This is a genomic window from Myceligenerans pegani (assembly GCF_014892515.1).
In the GTDB taxonomy this organism is placed as follows: Bacteria; Actinomycetota; Actinomycetes; order Actinomycetales; family Cellulomonadaceae; genus Myceligenerans; species Myceligenerans pegani.
In genome coordinates this window covers 1-23,928 of sequence record NZ_JADBGR010000093.1, presented here as the reverse complement: position 1 = coordinate 23,928, position 23,928 = coordinate 1, and the positions used below count along the sequence as shown (strand labels likewise).

Here is a 23,928-nt window from a genome sequence, read left to right as displayed (position 1 = left end):
TACGGCTCACGCCCGGGGGGTTCGCCCCCGGGCGGCGAGGTATTCCTGCATCGTGCGCAGCTTGTGGTCCCGGACCGCCCGTTCGACGTCCGCCGGCGGGGCGTCCGAGCTCACGAGCGCGAGGATCCTGTCGTGCTCCTGGACGGAGACGGCGGGCCGGCCGGGCATCGCGGCGAAGCTGGAGCGCCGCACCAGCGACATGTGCAGCCACTCGCGCCGCAGCAGCCCCAGCAGGTGCTCGTTCGGGCAGGCCCCGCAGAGCACCCGGTGGAACTGTTCGTTCAGCGCGGTGAACCGCACGGGGTCGAAGCCGTCGCCCAGCAGGTTGCGCATGTCCTCGTTGAGCGACCGGGCACGCTCCAACCGTTCGCCGTCCAGGTGGGGTGCGGCCAGCCCGGTGGCGGCCCCCTCGAGCCACGCCAGGGTCTGCATGGCGTCCGCGTACTGCCCGACGTCGACCCCGCGGACCTCGGCCCCCACGTTGCGGGTGAACGTGACCAGGCCCTCGGCCTCCAGGCGGCGCACCGCCTCGCGCACCGGCACCGGGCTGACGTCGAGCTCACGCGCGATCTGGTCGAGCACCAGCCGGTAGCCGCTCGTGTACTGACCCTCCAGGATGCGCCCGCGCAGCGTGCGGTAGACGCGCTCGGACTTGGAGACGCTCGCGGGAGCCTCCGTCACGATCGGTTCCTCCTTCGCAACCATCGTGTTCGATCTCATATATGATCGCGCACCGAGCATCTCGGCGCCAGTGCCAGCTGTCAAGAACAAGGACGGCAAAGCATTTTCACCTGTTGCTGCCGATTGGCGAGAAAATTCACTGATGGAGATCACGAGTCCCGCTTGCACTTACTCCCCTAACGGTGTGTCATAGACCACACAGCACCACCCACAGGGGCGGCGGGAACCCACGCGTCGGAAGTCCGCATCCAGGACACGTCGGCCGTGCCAACGGTTCGGCGGAGCACCAAGCGCCTGATCACCCCCGCCCCGTGGCGAGAGCGACATCCGGCTTGAGGAATCTCCCAGGTGTCGTACTCGTGGGGGACGAGAACTCGCCACCGTGCTGGTCGGGCCCGTCGCAGGGCCGGGATCGCGAACCACCTCGCGACGCGCCCGACCATCCGGCCGAATCGATACGGCCGCTGCCGTTCACCGGCCGATTCCGACCGCTCGCGGCCTTCCCGCTCCCGAATGCGAAGCACGCCTCACACCGCGCGCCCGGTACGTGATACCTATCACCTTGTGGGACTAGACTCCTGTCAGGAGTCCGAACAAATTGGAGGTCGCGCGACCTCCGAGCCCCTCACGACTGAGTACGCCCGCAACGACGCGCACCGGAGGTCCCGACCGTGACAGACACTCAGCCCGCAAGCCCGGCGCCCCAGTCGGGAGGTGGCTCCAGCCCGAGCCTCGAGAACCTGCTGCACGAGACCCGCACCTTCCCGCCGAGCGAGGAGTTCGCGGCGCAGGCCAACGCGACGGCCGAGCTCTACGAGGCGGCGAGGGCCGACCGCCTGGCCTTCTGGGCCGAGCAGGCGAACACCCTGCTCACGTGGAGGACCCCGTTCACCGAGACACTGGACTGGTCCGATGCTCCCGTCGCCCGCTGGTTCGCCGACGGCAGCCTGAACGCCGCCTACAACGCCGTCGACCGGCACGTCGAGGCCGGCCACGGGGACCGCGTGGCCTTCCACTTCGAGGGCGAGCCCGGGGACACGCGCACCATCACCTACGCCGACCTGCAGCGCGAGGTCAGCAAGGCCGCCAACGCCCTGACGGAACTGGGCGTGCGGACCGGCGATCGGGTCGTCGTCTACATGCCGATGCTCATCGAGTCGGTCGTCGCGATGCTGGCGTGCGCACGCATCGGCGCGCCGCACTCCGTCGTCTTCGGTGGCTTCTCCGCCGACGCGCTGCGCAGCCGCATCGCCGACGCCGAGGCCAAGCTGGTCATCACCGCCGACGGCGGCTACCGCAAGGGCGCCCCGTCCGCCCTCAAGCCGGCGGTCGACGAGGCCCTCGCGGGCGAGGGCGCCGAGTCGGTCGAGAAGGTGCTCGTCGTCCGGCGCACCGAGCAGGAGGTCGCCTGGACCGAGGGGCGCGACGTGTGGTGGCACGACGTCGTCGACGGCGCCTCGGACCAGCACGAACCCGTGTGGGTCGAGGCGGAGCACCCGCTGTTCATCCTGTACACCTCGGGCACCACGGGGAAGCCGAAGGGCATCCTGCACACCACCGGCGGCTACCTCACGCAGGCCGCGTACACGCACAGGAACGTGTTCGACCTCAAGCCCGAGTCGGACGTGTACTGGTGCTCCGCCGACATCGGCTGGGTCACCGGGCACTCGTACATCGTCTACGGTCCGCTCACCAACGGCGCCACGCAGGTGCTGTACGAGGGCACGCCGGACACCCCGCACAAGGGCCGCTGGTGGGAGCTCGTCGAGAAGTACAAGGTGTCGATCTTCTACACGGCGCCGACGGCGATCCGCGCCTGCATGAAGTGGGGCGACGACATCCCCGCCGGGTTCGACCTGTCGTCGTTGCGCCTGCTCGGCTCAGTGGGTGAGCCCATCAACCCCGAGGCGTGGATGTGGTACCGCGAGCACATCGGCGGCGGGACAGCACCGATCGTCGACACCTGGTGGCAGACCGAGACCGGCGCCATCATGATCAGCCCGCTGCCGGGCGTCACCGCCACCAAGCCCGGCTCGGCGCAGGTGCCGCTGCCGGGTATCTCGGCCGACGTCGTCGACGACGAGGCCAACGCCGTGCCGAACGGCTCCGGCGGCTACCTCGTGCTGTCCGAGCCGTGGCCGTCGATGCTCCGCGGGATCTGGGGGGACCTGGAGCGCTACAAGGAGACGTACTGGTCGCGCTACGAGGGCCTGTACTTCGCCGGCGACGGCGCCAAGAAGGACGACGACGGCGACATCTGGCTGCTCGGCCGAGTGGACGACGTCATGAACGTGTCCGGCCACCGCCTGTCCACCACGGAGATCGAGTCGGCCCTGGTGTCGAACGACATCGTGGCCGAGGCCGCCGTCGTCGGCGCGGCCGACGAGACCACCGGTCAGGCCGTCGTCGCGTTCGTCATCCTGCGAGGCGAGCACGCCGACCGCGCGGCGACGGACGACGGCGCCGCCGAGGTGCAGACCGAGCTGCGCAACCACGTGGCGAAGGAGATCGGCCCCATCGCCAAGCCGAAGCGCATCCTCGTGGTCCCGGAGCTGCCGAAGACCCGCTCCGGCAAGATCATGCGCCGCCTGCTGCGCGACATCGCGGAGGACCGCCAGGTCGGCGACGCCACGACCCTGGCCGACTCCTCGGTCATGGACAAGATCGCGGCAGGACTCAAGGCGCCGTCCGCCCAGGAGGACTGAGGTGTAGGGGTCGTTCGGCAAGGGGCGGGACAACCGGCAGGCGCCGGTTGTCCCGCCCTTTGCCGTCCGAACGCCGGCCTGCCCGGAGCACCCGGAGGTTAATCGTTAAACTTTCAGTCGGACCGTTGCCCCCAGGGAAAGCGCCTGCCAGCATCGAGATCGATGTTAGCGCTCACACGGCTCTCCCGGATCGGACCTGACGCGGCCTCGCGCCCGGCACCGACTCCCCGAGTCCTGTGTCCGGCGCCCTGCACAAGCGTCTGTCCATCGATGAGAGGGAGCCAACGATGCCTTCCCGAAGTGCAGTCCGGCTCGGCCGTCGCCCCGTCGCACTCGTCGCGGCCGCTGCCACAGCGCTCGTCGGCGTGATCCTGCCGCTGACGACCGGCCCCGCGCCTGCCGCCTCGGCCGCGGAGTCGGCCGCCACCGTGGCTCCCACGGCGTGGTACGTGCTGGTCAACCGCAACAGCGGCAAGGCGCTGGACGTGTACGACCTCGCCACCCACGACGGCGCGCGCATCACCCAGTGGTCCCGCCACGACGGCGACAACCAGCAGTGGCAGTTCGTCGACTCCGGCGACGGCTGGTACCGGCTCAAGTCACGCCTGTCCGGCAAGGTCCTGGACGTCTCCGAGCGATCCACGGCCAACGGCGCCCCGATCATCCAGTGGACCGACAACAACTCCACCAACCAGCAGTTCCGGCTGGAGGATGTGGACGGCCACGTCCAGCTGATCGCCCGCCACAGCGGCAAGGCCGTCGAGGTCCAGGACGCCTCGACCGCCGACGGCGGCAACATCGTCCAGTACACCGACTGGAACGGCGCCAACCAGCAGTGGGAGCTGGTCGAGGTCGGCAGCAGCGGCCCCGGCACCGGGACCTACAACAACCCCGTGATCTGGCAGGACTTCGCCGACGGCGACATCATCCGGGTCGACGACGCCTACTACTACTCCGCCTCCACGATGCACTACTCTCCCGGCGCGCCGATCCTGCGCTCGTACGACCTCGTCAACTGGGAGTACGCGGGCCACTCTGTGCCACGGCTCGACTTCGACTCGAGCGCCTACGACCTCAACGACGGCCGCAGGTACGTCAGGGGGATCTGGGCCTCCACGCTCAACTACCGGCCCAGCAACCAGACCTACTACTGGCTGGGCTGCGTCGAGTTCAACCGCACGTACGTCTACACGGCGTCGTCGGTGGACGGCGACTGGACCAAGCGCGCCCGCATCGACGACTGCTATTACGACGCCGGCCTGCTCGTGGACGACGACGACACCATGTACGTCGCCTACGGCAACGGTGACATCCGGGTCGCAGAGTTGTCCGACGACGGGTTCAGCGAGGTCCGCAACCAGCACGTGTTCAGCACGCCGTCGGGCATCAACACCCTCGAAGGTGCACGCTTCTACAAGCGCAACGGCTACTACTACATCTGGCTGACCAAGCCGGCCAACGGGCAGTACGTGCTGCGGTCCACCTCGCCGTTCGGACCGTACGAGATGCGCGAGGTACTCCTTGATCTCCCCGGCCCGATCCAGGGCGGCGGCGTGCCGCACCAGGGCGGCCTGGTGGAGACCCAGAACGGCGACTGGTACTACATGGCGTTCGTCGACGCCTATCCGGGCGGCCGGATGCCGGCCCTCGCCCCCATCACCTGGCGCGACAACTGGCCGGTGCTGCAGACAGTCAACGGCAGGTGGGGCAGCAGCTACCCGAAGCCGAGCATCGAGACGTCACGCTCCGTGGACCCGATGATCGGCCAGGACGCGTTCGCCGGCCCCGAACTCGGTCCGCGCTGGGAGTGGAATCACAACCCGGACACGAACCGATTCACGGTGAACGACGGGCTCCGGCTGCAGACCGCCACCGTCACGAACGACCTCTACAACGCCCGCAACACGCTCACCCACCGCATCCAGGGACCGTCGTCCACCGCGACGATCGAGCTCGACTACAGCACGATGCGCGACGGCGACCGGGCCGGGCTCGCGATGCTGCGGGACTCCTCGGCGTGGATCGGAGTCAGGCGTGACAACGGCGCCACCCGGGTCTCGATGACCAACGGCCTGTCGATGGACGGCAACTGGAACACGACCGGGATCGGCACCGAGGCCGCGAGCGCGGCCGTCAGCGGCGGCCGGATCTGGCTGCGGGCCACCGCCGACATCCGGCCCGGCACCGGCCGGCAGGCCACCTTCTCCTACAGCACCGACGGCGTGACCTTCACCCGGCTCGGCCCTGGCTTCACGCTCGGCAACTCGTGGCAGTTCTTCATGGGCTACCGCTTCGGGATCTTCAACTACGCCACCAGCTCTCTCGGCGGCGAGGTCACGGTGCGGCGGTTCGACCTGACGACCCCGTAGAACACTCCCCATCGCGTCGCGGGCCCGCCCGCGATGCCCATCGAAGTCGTCCCAGCAGGCGTCGTGNGTGCGCGGATGCCCGCGCACACGACACGAAGCCTGCTGGGACACCTGGGAAACCCACCGAACGAGGCGACTGCATCGTGGCAGATCGCCCGGGCCGGAACCACGGCCGCCCCTCACCCCGGAAGGAAAGACATGAGTACGAGACTTGCCGGCCGAAGCCGGCTGGGACTGCTGGCCACCCTGGTGGCCGCACTGGTCGCCACCGTGGGCGTCGTGGCGACGTCGCCCACGGCCTCGGCCGCGACCATCGATACGACGGCGTGGTACGTGCTGGTCAACCGCAACAGCGGCAAGGCACTGGACGTGTACAACCTCGACACCAGCAACGGCGCAAGCATCAAGCAGTGGTCGCGCAACGACGGCGACCAGCAGCAGTGGCAGTTCATCAGCTCCGGCGACGGCAACTACCGCCTCAAGTCCCGCCTGTCGGGCAAGGTCCTGGACATCTCGGGCCGCTCCACCGCCGACGGCGCCGACGTCATCCAGTGGACCGACAACAACTCCGCCAACCAGCAGTTCAGCATCCAGGACGTCGACGGCTACATCCAGCTCATCGCCCGCCACAGCGGAAAGGCCGTCGAGGTCCAGGGCGCCTCCACCGCCGACGGCGCCAACGTCGTCCAGTACTCCGACTGGAACGGCTCCAACCAGCAATGGCAACTCGTCAAGGTCGGCGGCGGGTCGACGACGCCTCCGCCGAACGGCACGTGTGACCTGCCGTCGTCGTACCGGTGGAGCTCCTCGGGAGTCCTGGCACAGCCGCAGCACGGCTGGGCCTCCCTCAAGGACTTCACGATCGCGCCGTACAACGGGCAGCACCTCGTGTACGCGACGTACTTCGGCAACTCCTACGGCTCGATGAACTTCGGCCTGTTCTCCGACTTCTCGCAGATGGGCTCCGTCTCGCAGAACGCGATGTCGAACGCGGCAGTGGCGCCCACGCTGTTCTACTTCGCACCCAGGAACATCTGGGTGCTCGCCTACCAGTGGGGGCAGTGGCCGTTCATCTACCGCACGTCGACCGACCCGACGAACCCCAACGGGTGGTCCTCGCCGCAGCCCTTGTTCACCGGTTCGATCTCCGATTCCGGGACCGGCCCGATCGACCAGACCCTCATCGCCGACGACCAGAACATGTACCTGTTCTTCGCGGGCGACAACGGGCGGATCTACCGCGCGAGCATGCCGCTCGGGAACTTCCCCGGAAACTTCGGCTCGTCCTACCAGACGATCATGACGGACTCCACGAACAACCTGTTCGAGGCGGTCCAGGTGTACAAGCTCCAGGGGCAGCAGAAGTACCTGATGATCGTCGAGGCGATCGGCTCGCAGGGCCGGTACTTCCGCTCGTTCACCGCGACCAGCCTCGGTGGCTCGTGGACGCCGCAGGCCGCCACGGAGTCGAACCCGTTCGCGGGCAAGGCGAACAGCGGGGCGTGGTGGACCAACGACATCAGCCACGGTGAGCTGATCCGCACCACCGCCGACCAGACCATGACGGTCGACCCGTGCAACCTGCAGCTGCTGTACCAGGGCCGCGACCCGAACTCCGGGGGTGACTACAACCGGCTCCCCTACCGCCCGGGGCTCCTCACGCTTCAGCGCTGACGCACGGCGGGCCGCGCACGGGGGTTCGGCACGACCGAGCCCGCCGTGCGCGGTCCGCACCCGGCCGCTCCGCCGAGACGGCGACCCGGCCGATCATCACCGCCCATCGCACCGCCGCCCGAAGGAGTACTCGTGAAAGACCTGCCTCGTCGCCGCCTGCTGTCGTTGCTCGCCGCGACCGCACTGACCACGTCCATGCTCGCCGTCGGACCGGCGGCCGGCGCCGCTGCCCCGGCCGAGGCCGCGGCCGGAACGACCGCCGTTGCGGCCGATACGACCGCCGCGGCCGCCGCGCCCGACCCGACCGTCGAGGAGCCGGCGCCGCTGCCTCCCCTGGGTTGGAACAGCTGGAACACCTTCTACTGCAACATCAACGAGCAGATGGTGCGGGAGACCGCAGACGCCATGGTGAGCTCGGGCATGGCCGCCGCCGGTTACCAGTACGTCGTCGTCGACGACTGCTGGATGCAGGACTACCGCGACAGCAACGGCAACCTGCAGGCCCGGACGGACCGGTTCCCGTCGGGGATGAAGGCACTGGGCGACTACATCCACTCCCGCGGCCTGAAGTTCGGGATCTACCACGCGCCGCGGGAGAAGACCTGCAACCAGTACTTCGAGAACCGCCCGGGGACGTCGTCGTACGGGTACGAGACCCAGGACGCGAACCTGTTCGCCTCCTGGGGCGTCGACTACGTCAAGCACGACTGGTGCGACCCGCGCGGCACCGCGGAGGAGCAGGCCGCGCTGTTCAAGAAGTTCGGTGACGCGCTCAAGGCCACCGGCCGACCCATCGTCTACTCGATCAACCCGAACAGCGCCCACTGGAACAGCGCCCCGACCTACCCCGGCTGGGGCGAGTTCGCGGACATGTGGCGCACCTCCGAGGACCTGGACGACGCCTGGTCGACGGGCTGCTCGCCGTCGGCCGACTGCTTCGTCGGGATCACCGAGGCCCTCGACATCGTCGAGCCGATGCGCGAGTGGACCCAGCCGGGGCGGTACAACGACCCCGACATGCTGATGGTCGGCGTGCGCAACTCCCTGACGCCCACGGAGAACCGCGCGCACATGAGCATGTGGGCGATGCTCAGCGCTCCGCTCATCGCCGGCAACGACCTGCGGAACATGAGCGCCGACGTCCGTGCCATCCTCACCAACCGCGACGTCCTCGCGATCGACCAGGACCCGCTGGTGCGACAGGCGGACCGGGTGCGTGACGACGGCGACGCCGAGATCTGGGCCAAGCCGCTGGCCGACGGCTCCGTGGCGGTCGCCCTGCTCAACCGCGGCTCCGGCAGCCGGCAGATCTCGACCACGCTCGGCCAGGTCGGGCTCGGCTCCGGCACGCACACGTACCGCGAGCTGTGGACGGGCGCCACGGGCACGACCACCGGGCAGCTCACCGCACAGGTCGCCGGGCACGGCATCGCGCTGTACAAGGTGAGCCCCGGCGACACGTCCGAGCCGCCGACCGACTCGACGCTCGTCAGTTCGTCGTCGGGCCGCTGCCTCGACGTGCCCGAGAGCGCCACGGCGAACGGAACCCTCCTGGTGATCTGGGACTGCCACTCGGCGCCGAACCAGGTGTGGACCGCCGCGACGGACGGCACGCTGCGGTCGCTGGGCAAGTGCCTCGACGCGCCGCCGAACGCCACCGCGGGCACCCGGGTACAGCTCTGGGACTGCCACGGCGGCGACAACCAGCAGTGGACGTTCCAGGCAGACGGCACCATCCGCGGCGTGCGGTCCGGCCTGTGCCTGGACGTCGACAACAACGGGACCGCCAACAACACCGCGGTGCTGCTCTGGACGTGCACGGGCGCGGCGAACCAGCTCTGGACGCGCCGGTAGGAGCGCAGAACCTTCGAGGAGGCACCATGAGACAGTCCTTCGCACACCGGGCCCGCACGAGGCTCCGGGCCGCCTGCGCCGCGATCGCCGCGGCTGTCTGCGCCGTCGCGCTCCTGCCCGCCCCGGCGCAGGCGGACAACCCGATCGTTCAGCACCTCTACACCGCCGATCCCGCGCCCTTGGTGCACGACGGCCGCGTCTACCTCTACACCGGGCACGACGAGGACGGGTCCACGTGGTTCACGATGCGCGACTGGCGCGTGTTCTCGTCGACCGACATGGTCAACTGGACCGACCACGGGTCGCCGATGTCCCTGGAGACCTTCGCCTGGGCGGACGCGGACGCGTGGGCCGGCGAGGTCGTCGCACGCAACGGCAAGTTCTACTGGTACGTGCCGGTGCGCCAGCGCTCCACGGGACAGAAGGTCATCGGGGTCGGCGTAGCGGACAACCCGACCGGACCGTTCCGCGACGCCCTGGGCCACCCCCTGGTGGGCAACGGGGAGATCGACCCCACTGTCTTCATCGACGACGACGGTCAGGCGTACCTCTACTGGGGAAACCCGAACCTCTGGTACGTCCGCCTGAACGCCGACATGATCTCGTACTCCGGCAGCCCGACCCGGATCCCGCTGACCACCGCCGGGTTCGGCACCCGGACCGGGGACCCGGACCGGCCGACGCTCTACGAGGAAGGGCCGTGGGTCTACAAGCGCAACGGCACCTACTACAACGTGTTCTCGGCTCGCTGCTGCTCCGAGTTCATCGCCTACTCGACGGCCCCCGGCCCGACCGGGCCGTGGACCTATCGGGGCACGATCATGCCGACGCAGGGCAGCAGCTTCACGAACCACGCCGGCATCATCGACTACGCGGGGAACTCGTACTTCTTCTACCACAACGGCGCGCTGCCGGGAGGCGGCGGCTTCACCCGTTCGGTGGCGGTCGAGCAGTTCAGGTACAACGCGGACGGCAGCATCCCGACCATCACGATGACGAGCACGGGTGCGCCGCAGGTCGGCACGCTCGACCCGTACGTGCGACAGGAGGCCGAGACCATCGCGTGGGGCTCCGGGATCGAGACCGAGCCGTCCTCCGCGGGCGGCATGAACGTCGGCTGGATCGAGACCGGCGACTACATCAAGGTCAAGGGCGTCGCGTTCGGTGCGGGCGCCACGTCGTTCTCCGCGCGGGTCGCCTCGGCGACCGGCGGCGGCCGGATCGAGGTACGGCTCGACGGCGCCGGCGGCTCGGTGGTCGGGACGTGCACGGTCGGCGGCACCGGCGGATGGCAGAACTGGACCACGACCACCTGCCCCGTGACCGGAGCGACCGGCACGCACGATCTGTACCTGCGTTTCGCCGGTGGGAGCGGCTACCTGTTCAACGTCGACTGGTGGCGCTTCTCGTGACCGGCCGTCCGCCGAGGTAGTCGCTGCACATCAGGGATGATGGGGACGTGTCTCTTCATATCGAGATCGGGCCGCTCAGTTCCGAGACGCGGCACGAGGTGCGGAACATCGCGGCGGCGGCAGCCGGAGCGGACGGCGTCGTGCCTCTCTCCGAGCAGCCGTTGCTGAACCTCTCGCGGGACGAGCCGTGGCTCACCCATGTGGTCGCCCGCGACGCCGGGGACGAGGGCGGCGTCCCCGGCGCGGGCAGGGTCGTGGGCTACCTGCAGATCGACCGCTCCGGCCCCGTCGCGTCGGCCGAGGTCGTCGTCCATCCGCACCACCGCCGCCGGGGCATCGCGCGACGACTGCTGCACGCGGCGGAACTGGACGTCACCTTCCCCATGCGCTCCGGGGAGCCCGGCGGCCAGCAACTGCGGGTCTGGGCGCACGGGGACCTGCCGCCGGCTCGGGGGCTCGCGGCCGCCCTCGGCTACGGCCCCGTCCGCGAGCTGCGTTTCCTGGCCCGGCCCATCGACGAGGGCCCCCCCGTACCCGCTCCGGAGGACGTCGTCGTGCCCGAGGGCTACGTGCTCCGCACCTTCCGTCCCGGAGACGACGACGCCTGGCTCGACCTCAACGCCCGTGCCTTCGCGTCACACCCCGAGCAGGGTCGTCTCACGTCCGAGGACCTCCGCGCACGCCAGGAGGAGCCCTGGTTCGACCCGGAGGGATTCTTCCTCCTGTTTCCCGCGGCGGCTGACGGTACGGAGTCGCCGCGCGACTCCTCGTCCGGACCTGCGCCCGCCGCGGCGCCCGTCGCGTTCATCTGGACCAAGGTCGAGACCGGCCAGGCCGCGGGGTCACGGGACGGCGAGATCTACGTCGTCGGCGTGGCACCCGAGGCGCAGGGCCGAGGCCTCGGCAGGCTGATGACCGACGTCGGCCTGGCGCACCTGGCCCGCGTCGGCGTCAACCGGGCGGTGCTGTACGTCGAGGGCGACAACGCACCGGCACTTGCCACCTACAAACACGCAGGGTTCCGGCAAGATGCGCGTCATGTTCAGTACTTCCGGGCGTGACACCATGGCCTCATGAGTTCCACGCGTTCACGCGATGAGCGGGGCAGGTTCATCAAACAGCCCGAGAAGTCCACAGCTCCGGCCACGACGGCGACGCCCGCGGTGACGGCGCGGGCCGCCCGTCCGAACGACGTCGTCCCGCACGACCCGGCGCCCACGGCCGAGGTACCGACCGAGGCCACGCCTGCCTCCACCTCCTCCCGCCCGCTCACGCCGGAACTCGCCGCGCACATCGCCGAGCACATCGCGGAGGACCCCGAGGACGACGCGGCCGTCGCCCTGGCCGCGGCCGCGAACGATGTCGCCGCGCTTCCCGACGACCGGTTCCTGGAACGCGAGACGTCGTGGCTGGCCTTCAACGAACGTGTGCTGGAACTCGCCGAGGACACCCGCCTCCCCCTGCTGGAACGTGTCCGCTTCCTGGCGATCTTCGCGTCCAACCTGGACGAGTTCTTCATGGTCCGGGTGGCCGGCCTGAAGCGCCGCATCGCCGCCGGCCTCGCCGTGACCAGCGCGTCCGGGCTCAGCCCGCGCGAGGTCCTGACGGCCATCTCGGAGCGCGCGCACGAGCTGACCATCCGGCACGCGCGCGTGTTCTCGGAGAAGGTCCAGCCGGCTCTCGCGACCGAGGGCATCACGTTGTCGCACTGGGAGGAGCTGGACGAGAAGGAGCAGGAGCGCCTGCACAAGTTCTTCCGCAAGCAGATCTTCCCCGTCCTCACACCGCTCGCCGTCGACCCGGCGCACCCCTTCCCGTACATCAGCGGCCTCTCGCTGAACCTGGCCGTCGTGGTCGCCAACCCGGCCACCGGCAAGGAGCACTTCGCCCGGGTCAAGGTGCCGCCGCTGCTGCCGCGGTTCATCACCGTCGACAAGCAGGGCAAGCCGCGACGCCCCGGCACGAAGAAGGCCGACCCGCAGCGCGGCCCGATCTCCTTCGTGCCGCTCGAGGAGATCATCGCCCAGCACCTGGACCAGCTCTTCCCGGGCATGGAGGTCCGCGAGAGCCACACGTTCCGCGTCACCCGCAACGAGGACGTCGACGTCGAGGAGGACGACGCCGAGAACCTCCTGCAGGCGATGGAGAAGGAACTGCTGCGCCGGCGGTTCGGCCCGCCGGTGCGCCTCGAGATCGCCGAGGGCATCAGTCCGCGCATCCGCGACCTCATCGTGCGCGAGCTGGGCGTGCGGGAGTCCGAGGTCTACGAGCTTCCCGCGCCGCTCGACCTGACCGGCCTCAACCTGCTCGCGGACCTCGACCTGCCGGCGCTGCACTATCCGCCGTTCGTGGGCGGCACCCACCGCCACCTGGCCGAGGTGGAGAGCGCCAAGCCCACCGACGTCTTCGCGGCGATCCGGCGACGCGACATCCTGCTGCACCACCCGTACGACTCCTTCTCCACGTCGGTCCAGACGTTCCTGGCGCAGGCCGCGGCCGATCCCAACGTGCTCGCGATCAAGCAGACGCTGTACCGCACGTCGGGCGACTCACCGATCGTCGACGCCCTGATCGACGCCGCCGAGGCGGGCAAGCAGGTGCTCGCCCTCGTGGAGATCAAGGCGCGGTTCGACGAGGAGGCCAACATCTCCTGGGCGCGCAAGCTCGAGGAGTCGGGCGTGCACGTGGTGTACGGGATCGTGGGCCTCAAGACGCACTGCAAGCTGTCCCTCGTGGTGCGCCAGGAGCCGGACGGCTCACTGCTGCGCTACTGCCACGTCGGCACGGGGAACTATCACCCGAAGACGGCCCGGCTCTACACGGACCACGGGCTGCTCACCTGCGCGCAGGACGTCGCCCAGGATCTGTCGCGCCTGTTCAACCAGCTCTCGGGCTACGCACCGCTGTCGAAGTTCCACCGGCTGCTGGTCGCCCCGCGGGCGGTACGCGCCGGCCTCGTGGAGCGCATCGAGCGGGAGACCGCCGCCGCCCGCGCCGGCCACGAGGCGTGGGTGAAGATCAAGGTCAACTCGTGCGTGGACGAGACCGTCATCGACGCCCTCTACCGCGCCTCGCAGGCCGGGGTGAAGGTGGACCTGCTGGTGCGCGGCATCTGCGCGCTGCGGCCCGGCGTCCCCGGGCTGAGCGAGAACATCCGGGTGCGGTCGATTCTGGGCCGGTTCCTGGAGCACTCGCGCATCTTCGCGTTCGCGAACTCCGCCGGGCCCGCCATCGGGGAAGGGCCCGACGTCGGCGCGGAGGTGTTCATCGGATCGGCGGATCTCATGCACCGCAACCTGGACCGGCGCGTGGAGACCATGATCCGGGTCACGGACCCGCTGCACGTCATCGAGCTCACCGAGCTCCTGGACACGTCGATGTCGGATGCGACGTCGTCCTGGCACCTGCGACCGGACGGCACGTGGGAGCGGCACTCCACCGGCCCGGACGGCCAGCCGTTGCGCGACATGCAGACGGTGCTGATCCAGCGTCAGCGACGCCGCCTCGAGCCCGTCCGGTGACGGGTGCGCTCCGGCCGGGCGAGACGCACGCTCCCGTGATCGACTCCGCGGGCGGACTGGTGTGGCGCCGACGTGGCGGCGCTCTCCAGGTGCAGCTCGTGCACCGGCCCAAGTACGACGACTGGTCCTGGCCCAAGGGCCGGCTGGACGGCGGCGAGACGTCCCAGGCGGCGGCGATCCGCGAGGTGGCCGAGGAGACGGGCAAGCCGATCGTGCTCGGCCGCCCCCTGCCCGGAATGCAGTACCTCACCCCCGAGGGCCGGGTGAAACGGGTGCGCTACTGGGCGGCGCGCCGGGCTCGCAAAGGGCGCGACTCGTACGCCCTGACCGCTCGGGCGCCGGTGGCACCGGTGAACCGCCGCGAGATCGACCGGACCGAGTGGCTCACGGCAGACGCCGCCGCGGACCGGCTCACCCGGAGCACCGACCGCCGGCCGCTGGAGGCCTTGGTCGCGGCGCACGAGAAGGGACTGCTCGACACCCGCACGATCGTCATCGCCCGGCACGGGCTCGCCTACGCGCGCTCGGCGTGGCACGGGTCCGAGCGCGACCGGCCGCTCACACCCGTCGGGCACGCGCACGCCGCGGCGCTCGTGCCCGTGCTCGCCGCCTACGGCGTCGAGCAGGCGATCAGTTCCCGCTGGGAACGGTGCGCGACGACGATCGACCCGTACGTGCGGGCGGCCGGCCTGCGCCCGTCCTTCAGCGAGTACCTCACCGAGGCGCAGCACGAGCGGTCGCCGTCCCGGGTCGCCGCCACGATGCGCGACCTGCTGTCGGAGACCGCGGAGTCCGCGGTGCTGTGCACGCACCGTCCGGTCATGCCGACCGTCATGGACGCGCTGGCCCAGCACGCCCCGCGCGAGGTCGCCGACGTGCTGCCCACCCGCGACCCGTTCCTCGATCCGGGCCAGATCCTGGTCGCGCACGTCGCCCCGCCCGGCGCCGACGGCGAGCCCCGGGTGGTCGCGGTCGAGCACGTCGCGCCGCCGTTGCACTGAGCCGCCGTCGCGGCCGCCGTCGCGCCGAGAGGTCGCGTGGGCGGGCCGGCGCGTCAGCCGGTGACCGGGCGCAGCAGCCAGGTGATGAGCGCCGCGATCAGCGCCGCGGCCGGGATCGTCAGCACCCACGCGGTGGCGATGTTGCCCGCCACGCCCCAGCGCACCGCGGACAGCCGATGCGTCGCGCCGACGCCCATGATCGCGCTCGTGATGGTGTGCGTCGTGGAGACGGGCGCGTGCAGCACGAACGCGTTCGCGTACAGGACCAGTGCGGAGACCGACTCGGCGACGAAGCCCCGGGCGGGGTCGAGCTCGATGATCTTGCGACCGAGCGTGCGCATGATGCGCCAGCCGCCCGCGTACGTCCCGGCGGAGATGGCCGCCGCGGCCGACAGCTTGACCCAGAGGGGAATCCCCGCCTCCGGGTCGGCCCAGCCCGCCGTGAGCAGGGCCAGGAAGATCACGCCCATGGTCTTCTGCGCGTCCTGCAAGCCGTGGCCCAGCGCCATCGCCGCGGCCGACGTCGTCTGCGCCAGCCGGAACCGGCGCGCGGTCCGAGCGGGCGAGGCCTTCCGGAAGATCCACAGCACGCCGATCATCACCGCGAACGCGGCGCCGAAGCCCACGAGCGGCGACAGGATCATGGGCAGCACCACCTTGTCCACGATCGCGGACCAGTGCACCGCCATCCCGCCGGCGAGTCCGGCCCCGACGAGCCCGCCGATGAGCGCATGCGTGGACGACGACGGCAGCCCGAACCACCAGGTGATCAGGTTCCACGCGATGGCACCCACGAGGGCGGCCAGCACCACCGTCAGCTCGGCGCGCGGCGCGACGCCTTCCAGATTCACGATCGACGTCGCGATGGTCTCGGCGACCTCGGTCCCGAGCAGCGCCCCCGCGAAGTTCATGCCGGCCGCGAGGACGAGCGCGACGCCGGGGGTCAGGGCGCGGGTCGAGACCGACGTCGCGATCGCGTTGGCGGCGTCGTGGAAGCCGTTGGTGTAGTCGAACGCGAGGGCGAGCGCCACGACCACGACGACGAGGGCGGCCTCCACTCAGGACTCCTTGAGCGCGATCGTCTCGACCATGTTCGCGACCTTCTCGAAGTGGTCGGCGGCGTCCTCGAGGACGTCCACGATCTCCTTGAGCTTGATGAGCAGGATCGGGTCGGCGATGTCGTCGAACAGGTGCGCGATGAGCTTGCGATGCAGCTTGTCCGCCTCGTTCTCGAGCCGGTTCACCTCGACCCAGTAGTCGACCAGCTTGCCCATGGTGCGCAGCCGCGGCATCGCGTCCGCCGTCAGCTCGGCGCACCGGTGCAGCACCTGGACCTGATCGGAGACCCGGCGCGGCAGCTCCTCCACCTTGTACAGCACGATGAGGTCGGCGGCCTCCTCCATCGAGTCCATGCAGTCGTCGAGGGCCGAGGTGAGGGCGTAGATGTCGTCCCGGTCGAAGGGCGTGACGAACGTCTGGTTGAGACGGCGCATGATCTCGTGCGCGATCTCGTCGGCGAGGTGCTCCTCGTCGCGCAGGCGCCCGGCCAGTTTCTCCCGCCCCTCCGCGTCCGCCCCCAGCAACTCCGCCAGCAGCGACGCTCCCGTCACGAGATGCCGTGCCAACGAACCCAGCAGATCGAAGAACGTGGTGTCCCGCGGAGTGAGGCGCAGACGCACAGGTGGCTCCCGAACAAGAGGCGAGTGGAACTGGATCAGCGTAGAGCGGCTTGGACGACGATCGCCAACCAGATAGCGCTTCTTGACGCCTTCGTGACACATGGCACGTGGACGGCGGACAGGGCGTGGAACAGGAGGAATGTCCGGAGCAAGGGATCGGCGACACCGGACCGGGAGCGCCTCTCGGCGCGTGGCCGCTCGTAGCGGCTGAAGATGGAGCCCGGGGCTACCGCAGCCCGGCGTCGCCGCAGACCATCCTAACGGCCTGCTGCCGAATTCCAAGGGCCTCGAACGTGACGTATCTCGCCGCATCGGCGCCCACCGGCCCGAATCGCGCGCGGACCTGGCATGGGATCGCCGAGGTGACATCGGACTGCGGTGTCACGCGCGTCCGGGAGACGAAAGGCGGGGAACTCGAGGACCTGTGCGAGAAGGTGGGGCGTGGAGCCCTGCTGACGAGCAGGCCCTACTCCAGCAGACCCTGGCGCCAGAGGTCGGCCGCGTGCTCGAGCTCCTCGGCGGTGCGCAGCAGGGAGCCGGCGCCGCGCGTCATGTGGGAGGCGGCCCGGGGGTCGGCGTGCTCGCGGGCGTCGGCGTCGAACGCCGCGCCGGTGGACAGGATGCGGCAGAAGGCTCCGGCCCGTTCCAGGGCGACAGCGAGATCGCCGGTGAAGACCCCGGAGAGCACGGCGTCGGCCAGCTGCCGCAGGTCGCGCGGTTCCGGCGGGCTCGGGACCCCGGCCACGGCCTCGCTCACGGGGGCGGCGTCCACGCCGAGCCGATAGCGCAGCATGATCGTCTGCAGGTCGCGGCGCACCCACTCGCGCAGCACGTAGATCCGCCAGAGCGCCCCCGGGAGGGACGACGCCGCGGCGTCCGCCCAGAGTTCCGCGACCGTGTCGAGCCCCTCGTGCTCCACCAGGCGCACGAGGCGATCCACCACCGCCGGGTCCTCGGTGGTGCGCGCGCGATCGACGAGGATGCGGGCGGTGACATGGGCGACCTCGTCGCGCATCGCGGGGTCCAGCTCGCCGGTGAGCGCCTCGGCGTCGCGAGGATCGAGCATGGCGGGGCGGCGCGGAACGCGATGGTCGTCCATGCCCTCAAGTGTCTCTTTTGACCGGGCCGACGGCGAGAGCCCCGGTGTTCGCGTGGAGCGCAACCGGAGGTCGTCACACGATTCTCGGATCCTCGTCCGCAGGCCCCGGCACCAGGGATTCGGACCGTCGCGCCTGGTACGACCCGGTGCCGCCCCTCGTGTTCCGCACCCACCCGATTCAATTGCCTCATACAATCGACTCGAGTATTGTTGCTTGCGGCAACCAAGGAGTCAGGATGTCCCACCTCCAGCGGCCGGCCGAGAGCCCCGTGACCGTCGTCGGCACCGACGGCCTGATCGACGCCCTCACCCAGCTCGGCCGCAAACAGCGCATCGCGGCTGAGCGTGTGGCGCGCGATCTGGGCTGGCCCCGCGCGGGGCTGAGCGTCCTGCGGGTACTCGGCTGCTCGGGCCCGGCGTCGCTGTCCGACGTCGCCGCCGCGCCGGAGGTGGACGCCTCCGTCGCGAGCCGCCAGGTGGGCGCGCTCGCCGACGCCGGACACGTCGACCCGGACGACCGCCGCACTCGCGAGGAACTGAGCCCATGAGCAGCAGCACCGACATGCGGACGGCGGGAGCACCGCCGTCCGCCACCATGACCGGCCGCCCGTCGATGTCCCAGCGGCGGGTCCTGGAAGCCCTCTCCGGGATCCTGCTCGGCATGTTCGTCTCGGTTCTCGCCATGTCGGTGGTGTCGAGCTCGCTGCCCAGGATCGTGACGGACCTCTCGGGGTCGCAGTCGTCGTACACCTGGGTGGTGGTCTCGACACTGCTGACCTCGACGATCACGGTTCCGATCTGGGGCAAGCTCGCCGACCTGTACAACCGCAAGACGCTGACCCAGGTCGCGCTGGTGATCTCGGTGATCTCGGCGGCGTCTGCCGGGTTCTCGCAGGACGTCGGACAGCTCATCACGGCTCGCGCGTTCCAGGGCATCGGCGCCGGTGGCCTGCAAGCGCTGTCCGTCGTGCTGATCGCGGACATCGTCAGCCCGCGTGAGCGTGGCAGGTACATGGGCCTGGTGGGAGCGTTCATGGGCGTCGGCATGGTGGGTGGGCCGATCCTCGGCGGCTGGCTCACCGACACGTTCAGCTGGCACTGGAACTTTTTCGTCGGCCTACCGTTCGCGATCGCGTCCATCATCACGTTGCAGGCCACCCTCAAGCTGCCGAGGCGGCCGCGCCGACGGGCCAGGATCGACGTCGTCGGGGCCACGCTGATCTCCGCCGGGATCGCGTCGCTGCTGCTGTGGGTGACCTTCGCGGGCGCCAGGTTCGACTGGGCGTCCTGGCAGACGGCCGCGATGGTCGGCGGAGCACTCGTGGCCCTCGCAGCCGCCGTCGTCGTCGAACTACGGGTGGACGAGCCGCTGATCCCGATGCACCTGTTCCGCAACCGCACCCTCGTCCTGGCCGTGATCGGATCCGTGGCGGTGGGCGTCGCGATGTTCGGCACGTCGGTGTTCCTCAGCCAGTACATGCAGCTGGCGCGCGGCAAGACGCCGACCGAGTCGGGCCTGCTGACCATCCCCATGGTGGCGGGGATGTTCCTGACGTCGACCGTCGTCGGGCAGATCATCACGCGGACCGGGCGGTACAAGCCGTTCATGGTGGCCGGCGGCGTGCTGCTCACGGGAGGGCTGGCGCTGCTGTCCACCATCGACTACCGGACCGGTCTCGTGCTGGTGAGCGTCTACCTGTTCCTGCTCGGGGCGGGGGTCGGCATGCTGATGCAGAACATGGTGCTGGCCACGCAGAACACCCTGCACATCAAGGACTCGGGCTCCGGGACGTCCACGGTGGCGTTCTTCCGCTCGCTCGGTGGCGCGATGGGCGTCTCGGCGCTCGGCGCCGCGTTCGCAGCGCAGGTCTCGGACGGGATCGCCGACGGGTTGCGGGGAATCGCGGGCGAGCTCGCCGCCTCCGGTGTCGACGTCTCCCAGCTCTCCGGTGGGTCCGGCGACAGCCTGCCCGATCTCGCGACCATGCCGGCCGCCGTCCGCGAGGTGATCGAGCGCGCATACGGCGACGGCATCGCGGAGATCTTCCTGTTCGCCACACCGCTGGCAGCGATCGCGCTGGTCTGCGTGCTCCTCATGAAGGAGATCCCGCTCGGGCACAAGTCCGGCCAGGAGCAGTTCGAGGAGTTCGACACGGTTGGATAACGTCTTTCGCGCCGATATCCGGTCGTGACTGTGCCCCACGTACACGAGACGGAATGATGAGCGCATGTCCGACACATCAACGACCTCCGGCGACGACGCCGCACCGGACGACCTCGCGCCGTTCACCGCGTTGGAGCACGAGCTCCGGCTGATCATCCGCCGCGCCCAGTCTGCCGGCGCGAGGATCGCCCGGCGCGTCCATCCCGAGCTGGAGGCCAGTGCCTACCCCCTGCTAGCGCACATCGCCCAGAACCCGGGGACTCGCGGTTCGGACCTGGCCGCGCACTTCGGTGTGGGGCGGGCGACGGTGTCGCGCCAGCTGAGCCGCCTCGTCGACCTCGGCCTCGTGGAGCGCGACACCGACCCGGAGGACAGTCGCGGGCAGCGGATCACCCTCACGTCGAACGGCGCGGCGCGCTTCGAGGAGGCACGCGCGAACCGGATCGAGATGTTCGCGGGCGCGCTCGCGCACTGGAACCGCAAGGACGTCCAGCTCCTGGCGGACCTCCTGCACCGCTACTCGGAGGACCTGGTCGCCTGGCAGGCGCTGCACCGCTGAGCCGGATCACGCCTCTCCGGGCGATCGATCCGGTGGCCTCGGCGCCCACGATCGGGTTCTCGCGCTGATGGACGCGGTCGTGTTCGAAGGAGAGATGAACGCCTCGGTCCGAGGCGGCATGATCCGGGAGCGACGTCGCACCTTTCGTCGCACACTCCGGCTCGTCGTGCTGGTGTTCTGGCAGATCGTGCCTGGTCAGTGGTGGGCCGCCTGGGACTCGAACCCAGAACCTGCGGATTAAAAGTCCGTAGCTCTGCCAATTGAGCTAGCGGCCCGTGTGCCGGCAAGGCCGTCACACCGCGCGCCGATGGGCACGCGACGACCCAGCCTACCTACGTCGGCGAAATCGGTCGCACAATTCACCCTACGTGGCGCGGCGGGGCCGATGCGGAGGCTGCAGACAGCAGGTGGGCGGTGCATGTGGCCGGCGGCTCGGGAAGATGTCCCCTGTGGGCGTTTCGCGCTTGCGGTCTCGGGCAGACCTTGATTCGGTGGAACGCGTCACGAGAACCGACGAGAGGAGCTCTCCGTGCTCACCGTGACCGACAACGCCCGCACTGCGGTCGAGGGCCTGGCTCAGGAGAATCAGGTACCGGCCGAGGGCGGCCTCCGCATCGCGGAGGCGGCGGGCCAGCCGGGCAACTTCGAGCTCGCGCTCGTCCAGGCTCCTGAGGCCGAGGATCAGGTGGTTGCCCAGTCCGACACCACGCATGTCTTCGTCGATCAGGCGGCCTCGGCCGCCCTCGACGAACTCACGCTGGACATACAGCCCGACGCCGAAGGCCCGGGCTTCGTGCTCGTCCAGGCGCAGTGATCCGGAGGCCGGGCGGGCCGGTGTCGTCACCGGCTCGCGCGGCCTCCTACGACCGATGTTCCGGCCCGGGGCCTCACGTGGTGAGGCGCCGGGCCGGCGTCCGCGACCGTCAGGCCGCCGCCGCGAGGATCCAGCCTCCGCCCAGCACCACGGAACCGCCAGTGACCAGGAGGAACACTCCCACCCACAGCAGGCCCGGCACACCCGTGAGCCCGGCGAGCTGGTCGGCGTCCGACGACGGCGCCCGCCCGCGGGCGCGCTGCACCTGCAGCTCCAGGACCGGCCGCACCGCGCCGAACAGCAGGAACCAGGTCACCGCGTAGGCGGTGCCCATCTGCGCCTCCGGGGACAGCCACCACGAGACGAAGACGAGCACGGCCCCGCTGACCAGGACCGACCACAGCCCGAACAGGTTCCTGATCTGCACCAGGAGCAGCGCCAGCAGCAGGACGATGAGCCACAGCAGCCCGACGGCGTAGCCCTCCCGCAGCAGCCAGGCCGCGCCGAGCCCGATCACGCCCGGTCCCACGTAGCCGGCGAACGCGGTGACGACCATCCCGAACCCGCGCGCACGGCCGCGCGACACCGTCACGCCGGACGTGTCCGAGTGCAGCCGGATGCCCTCCAGCTTCCGGCCGGTCAGGAGTGCGGCGAACCCGTGCGCCGCCTCGTGCGCGATCGTGATGACATGCCGGGTCAGGCGCCAGGTCGGCCGGAACAGCACGATCGCCAGGGCAAGGCCGCACATGGCCAGGACCAGGACGGACGACGGTGCGTCCACGGGCGTGATCGCGGCCGTCCAGATGGTGCCGAGCACATCGCCCGCCTGGGCGAAAAAGTCCGTCATGCGGGCCATGGAACCACAAGAACGTGAGACACTTTCCCATCGAGGGCGGCGCGAACCCGCGAGCCCGGCGTCGTGACCTTCCCTCCGGGTTGCTCGCGGCGGAAGCCCAGCAACGAGCCCTGAGAGGCCACGCCCCCTGTGACTACCTTTGCCGAACTCGGCCTGCCCGATCCCGTAGTACGTTCGCTCGCGGAGCGTGGCATCACCGAACCGTTCCCCATCCAGGCCGCCTCGGTGCCCGATTCCCTCGCCGGCCGCGATGTTCTCGGCCGCGGTCGCACCGGCTCGGGCAAGACTCTCGCGTTCGCACTGCCGCTCGTGGCACGGCTGGCCGCCCGGCGCGACGACAGCGCTGGCGCGGGAGGCCGCGCGCGACCGTCGTCGAACACCGGGAACCGGCGGCCGCGCGGGCTGATCCTGTGCCCGACGCGCGAGCTCGCGAACCAGATCGACGCGACCCTCGCGCCCGTGGCGCGCTCGATGGGGCTGCGGACGACGACGATCTTCGGCGGCGTCTCGCAGAACAAGCAGGTGCAAGCGCTGGCCGCCGGCGTCGACATCGTCGTCGCGTGCCCGGGCAGGCTCGAGGACCTGCTGGGGCAGGGCGTGCTGACGCTCGACCAGGTCGAGGTCACGGTGCTGGACGAGGCCGACCACATGGCTGACCTCGGGTTCCTGCCCGGCGTGAAGCGCATCCTCGACAGGACGCCGCGCGGCGGACAGCGGCTCCTGTTCTCGGCGACGCTGGACAACGGCGTCGACGTACTCGTCGAGCGCTACCTGAAGCGGCCGGTGACGCATTCGGTGGACGAGGCGGCCGCCCCGCCGCCGGAGATGACGCACCACATCCTCGCCGTCGCCGACCGCGACGCGAAGAAGGAGGTGGTGCACCAGCTCGCGCGCGGCAGGGGCCGCCGGGTCCTGTTCACCCGGACCAAGCACCAGGCGAAGAAGCTCGCACGGCAGCTCACCACGGCGGGCGTCCCGGCCGTGGACCTGCACGGAAACCTTGGGCAGGGAGCGCGGGAACGGAATCTGGCGGCGTTCACGTCGGGTGACGTGAAGGTGCTGGTCGCCACCGACATCGCGGCCCGGGGTATCCACGTGGACGACGTCGAGCTCGTGGTCCACGTCGACCCGCCCGCCGAGCACAAGGCCTACCTGCACCGGTCGGGGCGGACGGCACGCGCGGGCTCCGGCGGCGACGTCGTCACGGTGATGCTGCCCGAGCAGCGCAGCGACATGCGGGTGCTCACGCGCAAGGCAAAGATCACGGCACAGCCGCGCGACGTCGCGCCCGGCGACGCGACGGTGACGGCGCTGGTCGGCGAGATGGCGCCGCTCGTCGAGCGGACGCAGTCCGCCGGCCAGGGCTCGGGGACGACGACGGCACCGCGGTCCGGTGGCGACGCCGGTGGCCGGTCCGGCGGTCACGGCGGAGGGCGGTCCGGAGGGCGGCGCCGTGGACGCGGCGGCGGCCGGACCGCGAACGGGGGCGCCGGCCGCGGCGACTCCGTGAACGCGGGTGCGGCGAGCCGGGGAACGGGCC

At 70.3% G+C, this 23,928-nt stretch carries 18 protein-coding genes and 1 tRNA gene; 13 read left to right on the top strand and 6 right to left on the bottom strand.

From position 1 onward, the window contains the following. Positions 1 to 6: 6 nt before the first annotated feature. Entirely contained in the window at positions 7 to 681 is a 675-nt protein-coding gene (locus IIE03_RS14650; RefSeq protein ID WP_318842993.1) for a GntR family transcriptional regulator, read from the bottom strand. Positions 682 to 1,352: 671 nt separating this feature from the next. Between IIE03_RS14650 and acs the strand changes: the two genes are divergently transcribed. From acs to IIE03_RS14610, 8 genes are all read left to right on the top strand, one after another. Continuing rightward, a complete protein-coding gene (gene acs / locus IIE03_RS14645) occupies positions 1,353 to 3,386 on the top strand; it encodes an acetate--CoA ligase (RefSeq protein WP_192863493.1) in 2,034 nt (677 codons plus the stop codon). A gap of 287 nt (positions 3,387 to 3,673) precedes the next feature. Next, the gene (locus tag IIE03_RS14640; protein WP_192863492.1) at positions 3,674 to 5,755 is read left to right on the top strand and encodes a family 43 glycosylhydrolase; all 2,082 of its coding nucleotides are present in this window, start codon (positions 3,674 to 3,676) and stop codon (positions 5,753 to 5,755) included. A gap of 198 nt (positions 5,756 to 5,953) precedes the next feature. Continuing rightward, a complete protein-coding gene (locus tag IIE03_RS14635; protein ID WP_192863491.1) occupies positions 5,954 to 7,429 on the top strand; it encodes a non-reducing end alpha-L-arabinofuranosidase family hydrolase in 1,476 nt (491 codons plus the stop codon). 132 nt (positions 7,430 to 7,561) lie between these two features. Then, on the top strand, positions 7,562 to 9,283 hold the full coding sequence (locus IIE03_RS14630) for a glycoside hydrolase family 27 protein (RefSeq protein WP_318842992.1): 1,722 nt from the start codon (positions 7,562 to 7,564) through the stop codon (positions 9,281 to 9,283). A 26-nt stretch (positions 9,284 to 9,309) separates the two neighbouring features. Then, the gene (locus IIE03_RS14625; RefSeq protein WP_192863490.1) at positions 9,310 to 10,695 is read left to right on the top strand and encodes a glycoside hydrolase family 43 protein; all 1,386 of its coding nucleotides are present in this window, start codon (positions 9,310 to 9,312) and stop codon (positions 10,693 to 10,695) included. A 47-nt stretch (positions 10,696 to 10,742) separates the two neighbouring features. Further along, a complete protein-coding gene (mshD, locus tag IIE03_RS14620; protein ID WP_318842991.1) occupies positions 10,743 to 11,756 on the top strand; it encodes a mycothiol synthase in 1,014 nt (337 codons plus the stop codon). 12 nt (positions 11,757 to 11,768) lie between these two features. Next, on the top strand, positions 11,769 to 14,216 hold the full coding sequence (locus IIE03_RS14615; RefSeq protein WP_225997789.1) for an RNA degradosome polyphosphate kinase: 2,448 nt from the start codon (positions 11,769 to 11,771) through the stop codon (positions 14,214 to 14,216). A 35-nt stretch (positions 14,217 to 14,251) separates the two neighbouring features. Beyond that, positions 14,252 to 15,217, top strand: a complete 966-nt coding sequence (locus IIE03_RS14610; protein ID WP_318842990.1) for an NUDIX hydrolase — start codon at positions 14,252 to 14,254, stop codon at positions 15,215 to 15,217. A 53-nt stretch (positions 15,218 to 15,270) separates the two neighbouring features. Here IIE03_RS14610 and IIE03_RS14605 read toward each other — a convergent pair whose 3' ends face one another. The 3 genes from IIE03_RS14605 to IIE03_RS14595 form a co-directional block, all read right to left on the bottom strand. Continuing rightward, entirely contained in the window at positions 15,271 to 16,275 is a 1,005-nt protein-coding gene (locus IIE03_RS14605) for an inorganic phosphate transporter (RefSeq protein ID WP_192863488.1), read from the bottom strand. After that, positions 16,276 to 16,896, bottom strand: a complete 621-nt coding sequence (locus IIE03_RS14600; protein ID WP_192863487.1) for a DUF47 domain-containing protein — start codon at positions 16,894 to 16,896, stop codon at positions 16,276 to 16,278. Positions 16,897 to 17,362: 466 nt separating this feature from the next. Continuing rightward, positions 17,363 to 17,995: a hypothetical protein gene (locus IIE03_RS14595; RefSeq protein WP_225997788.1), complete on the bottom strand. Its 633-nt coding sequence runs from the start codon at positions 17,993 to 17,995 to the stop codon at positions 17,363 to 17,365. Positions 17,996 to 18,231: 236 nt separating this feature from the next. Between IIE03_RS14595 and IIE03_RS14590 the strand changes: the two genes are divergently transcribed. The 3 genes from IIE03_RS14590 to IIE03_RS14580 all read left to right on the top strand — a co-directional run bounded on the left by IIE03_RS14590 (position 18,232) and on the right by IIE03_RS14580 (position 20,718). After that, a complete protein-coding gene (locus tag IIE03_RS14590; RefSeq protein ID WP_192863486.1) occupies positions 18,232 to 18,543 on the top strand; it encodes a helix-turn-helix domain-containing protein in 312 nt (103 codons plus the stop codon). Then, positions 18,540 to 20,159, top strand: a complete 1,620-nt coding sequence (locus IIE03_RS14585; protein ID WP_318842989.1) for an MDR family MFS transporter — start codon at positions 18,540 to 18,542, stop codon at positions 20,157 to 20,159. Before IIE03_RS14590 ends, IIE03_RS14585 begins: the two co-directional genes overlap by 4 nt. 64 nt (positions 20,160 to 20,223) lie before the next feature. Further along, positions 20,224 to 20,718, top strand: a complete 495-nt coding sequence (locus tag IIE03_RS14580) for a MarR family winged helix-turn-helix transcriptional regulator (protein WP_192863485.1) — start codon at positions 20,224 to 20,226, stop codon at positions 20,716 to 20,718. Positions 20,719 to 20,917: 199 nt separating this feature from the next. Here IIE03_RS14580 and IIE03_RS14575 read toward each other — a convergent pair. Next, positions 20,918 to 20,993, bottom strand: a tRNA-Lys gene (locus IIE03_RS14575). A 254-nt stretch (positions 20,994 to 21,247) separates the two neighbouring features. Here IIE03_RS14575 and IIE03_RS14570 point away from each other — a divergent pair. Further along, entirely contained in the window at positions 21,248 to 21,532 is a 285-nt protein-coding gene (locus IIE03_RS14570) for an iron-sulfur cluster biosynthesis family protein (protein ID WP_192863484.1), read from the top strand. A 109-nt stretch (positions 21,533 to 21,641) separates the two neighbouring features. On the opposite strand, the gene IIE03_RS14565 is transcribed toward IIE03_RS14570, so the two are convergent. After that, positions 21,642 to 22,388, bottom strand: a complete 747-nt coding sequence (locus IIE03_RS14565; protein ID WP_192863483.1) for a M50 family metallopeptidase — start codon at positions 22,386 to 22,388, stop codon at positions 21,642 to 21,644. Between the two features lie 129 nt (positions 22,389 to 22,517). Here IIE03_RS14565 and IIE03_RS14560 point away from each other — a divergent pair. Further along, a partial coding sequence (locus IIE03_RS14560; protein WP_192863482.1) for a DEAD/DEAH box helicase occupies positions 22,518 to 23,928 on the top strand: 1,411 nt, incomplete at its 3' end.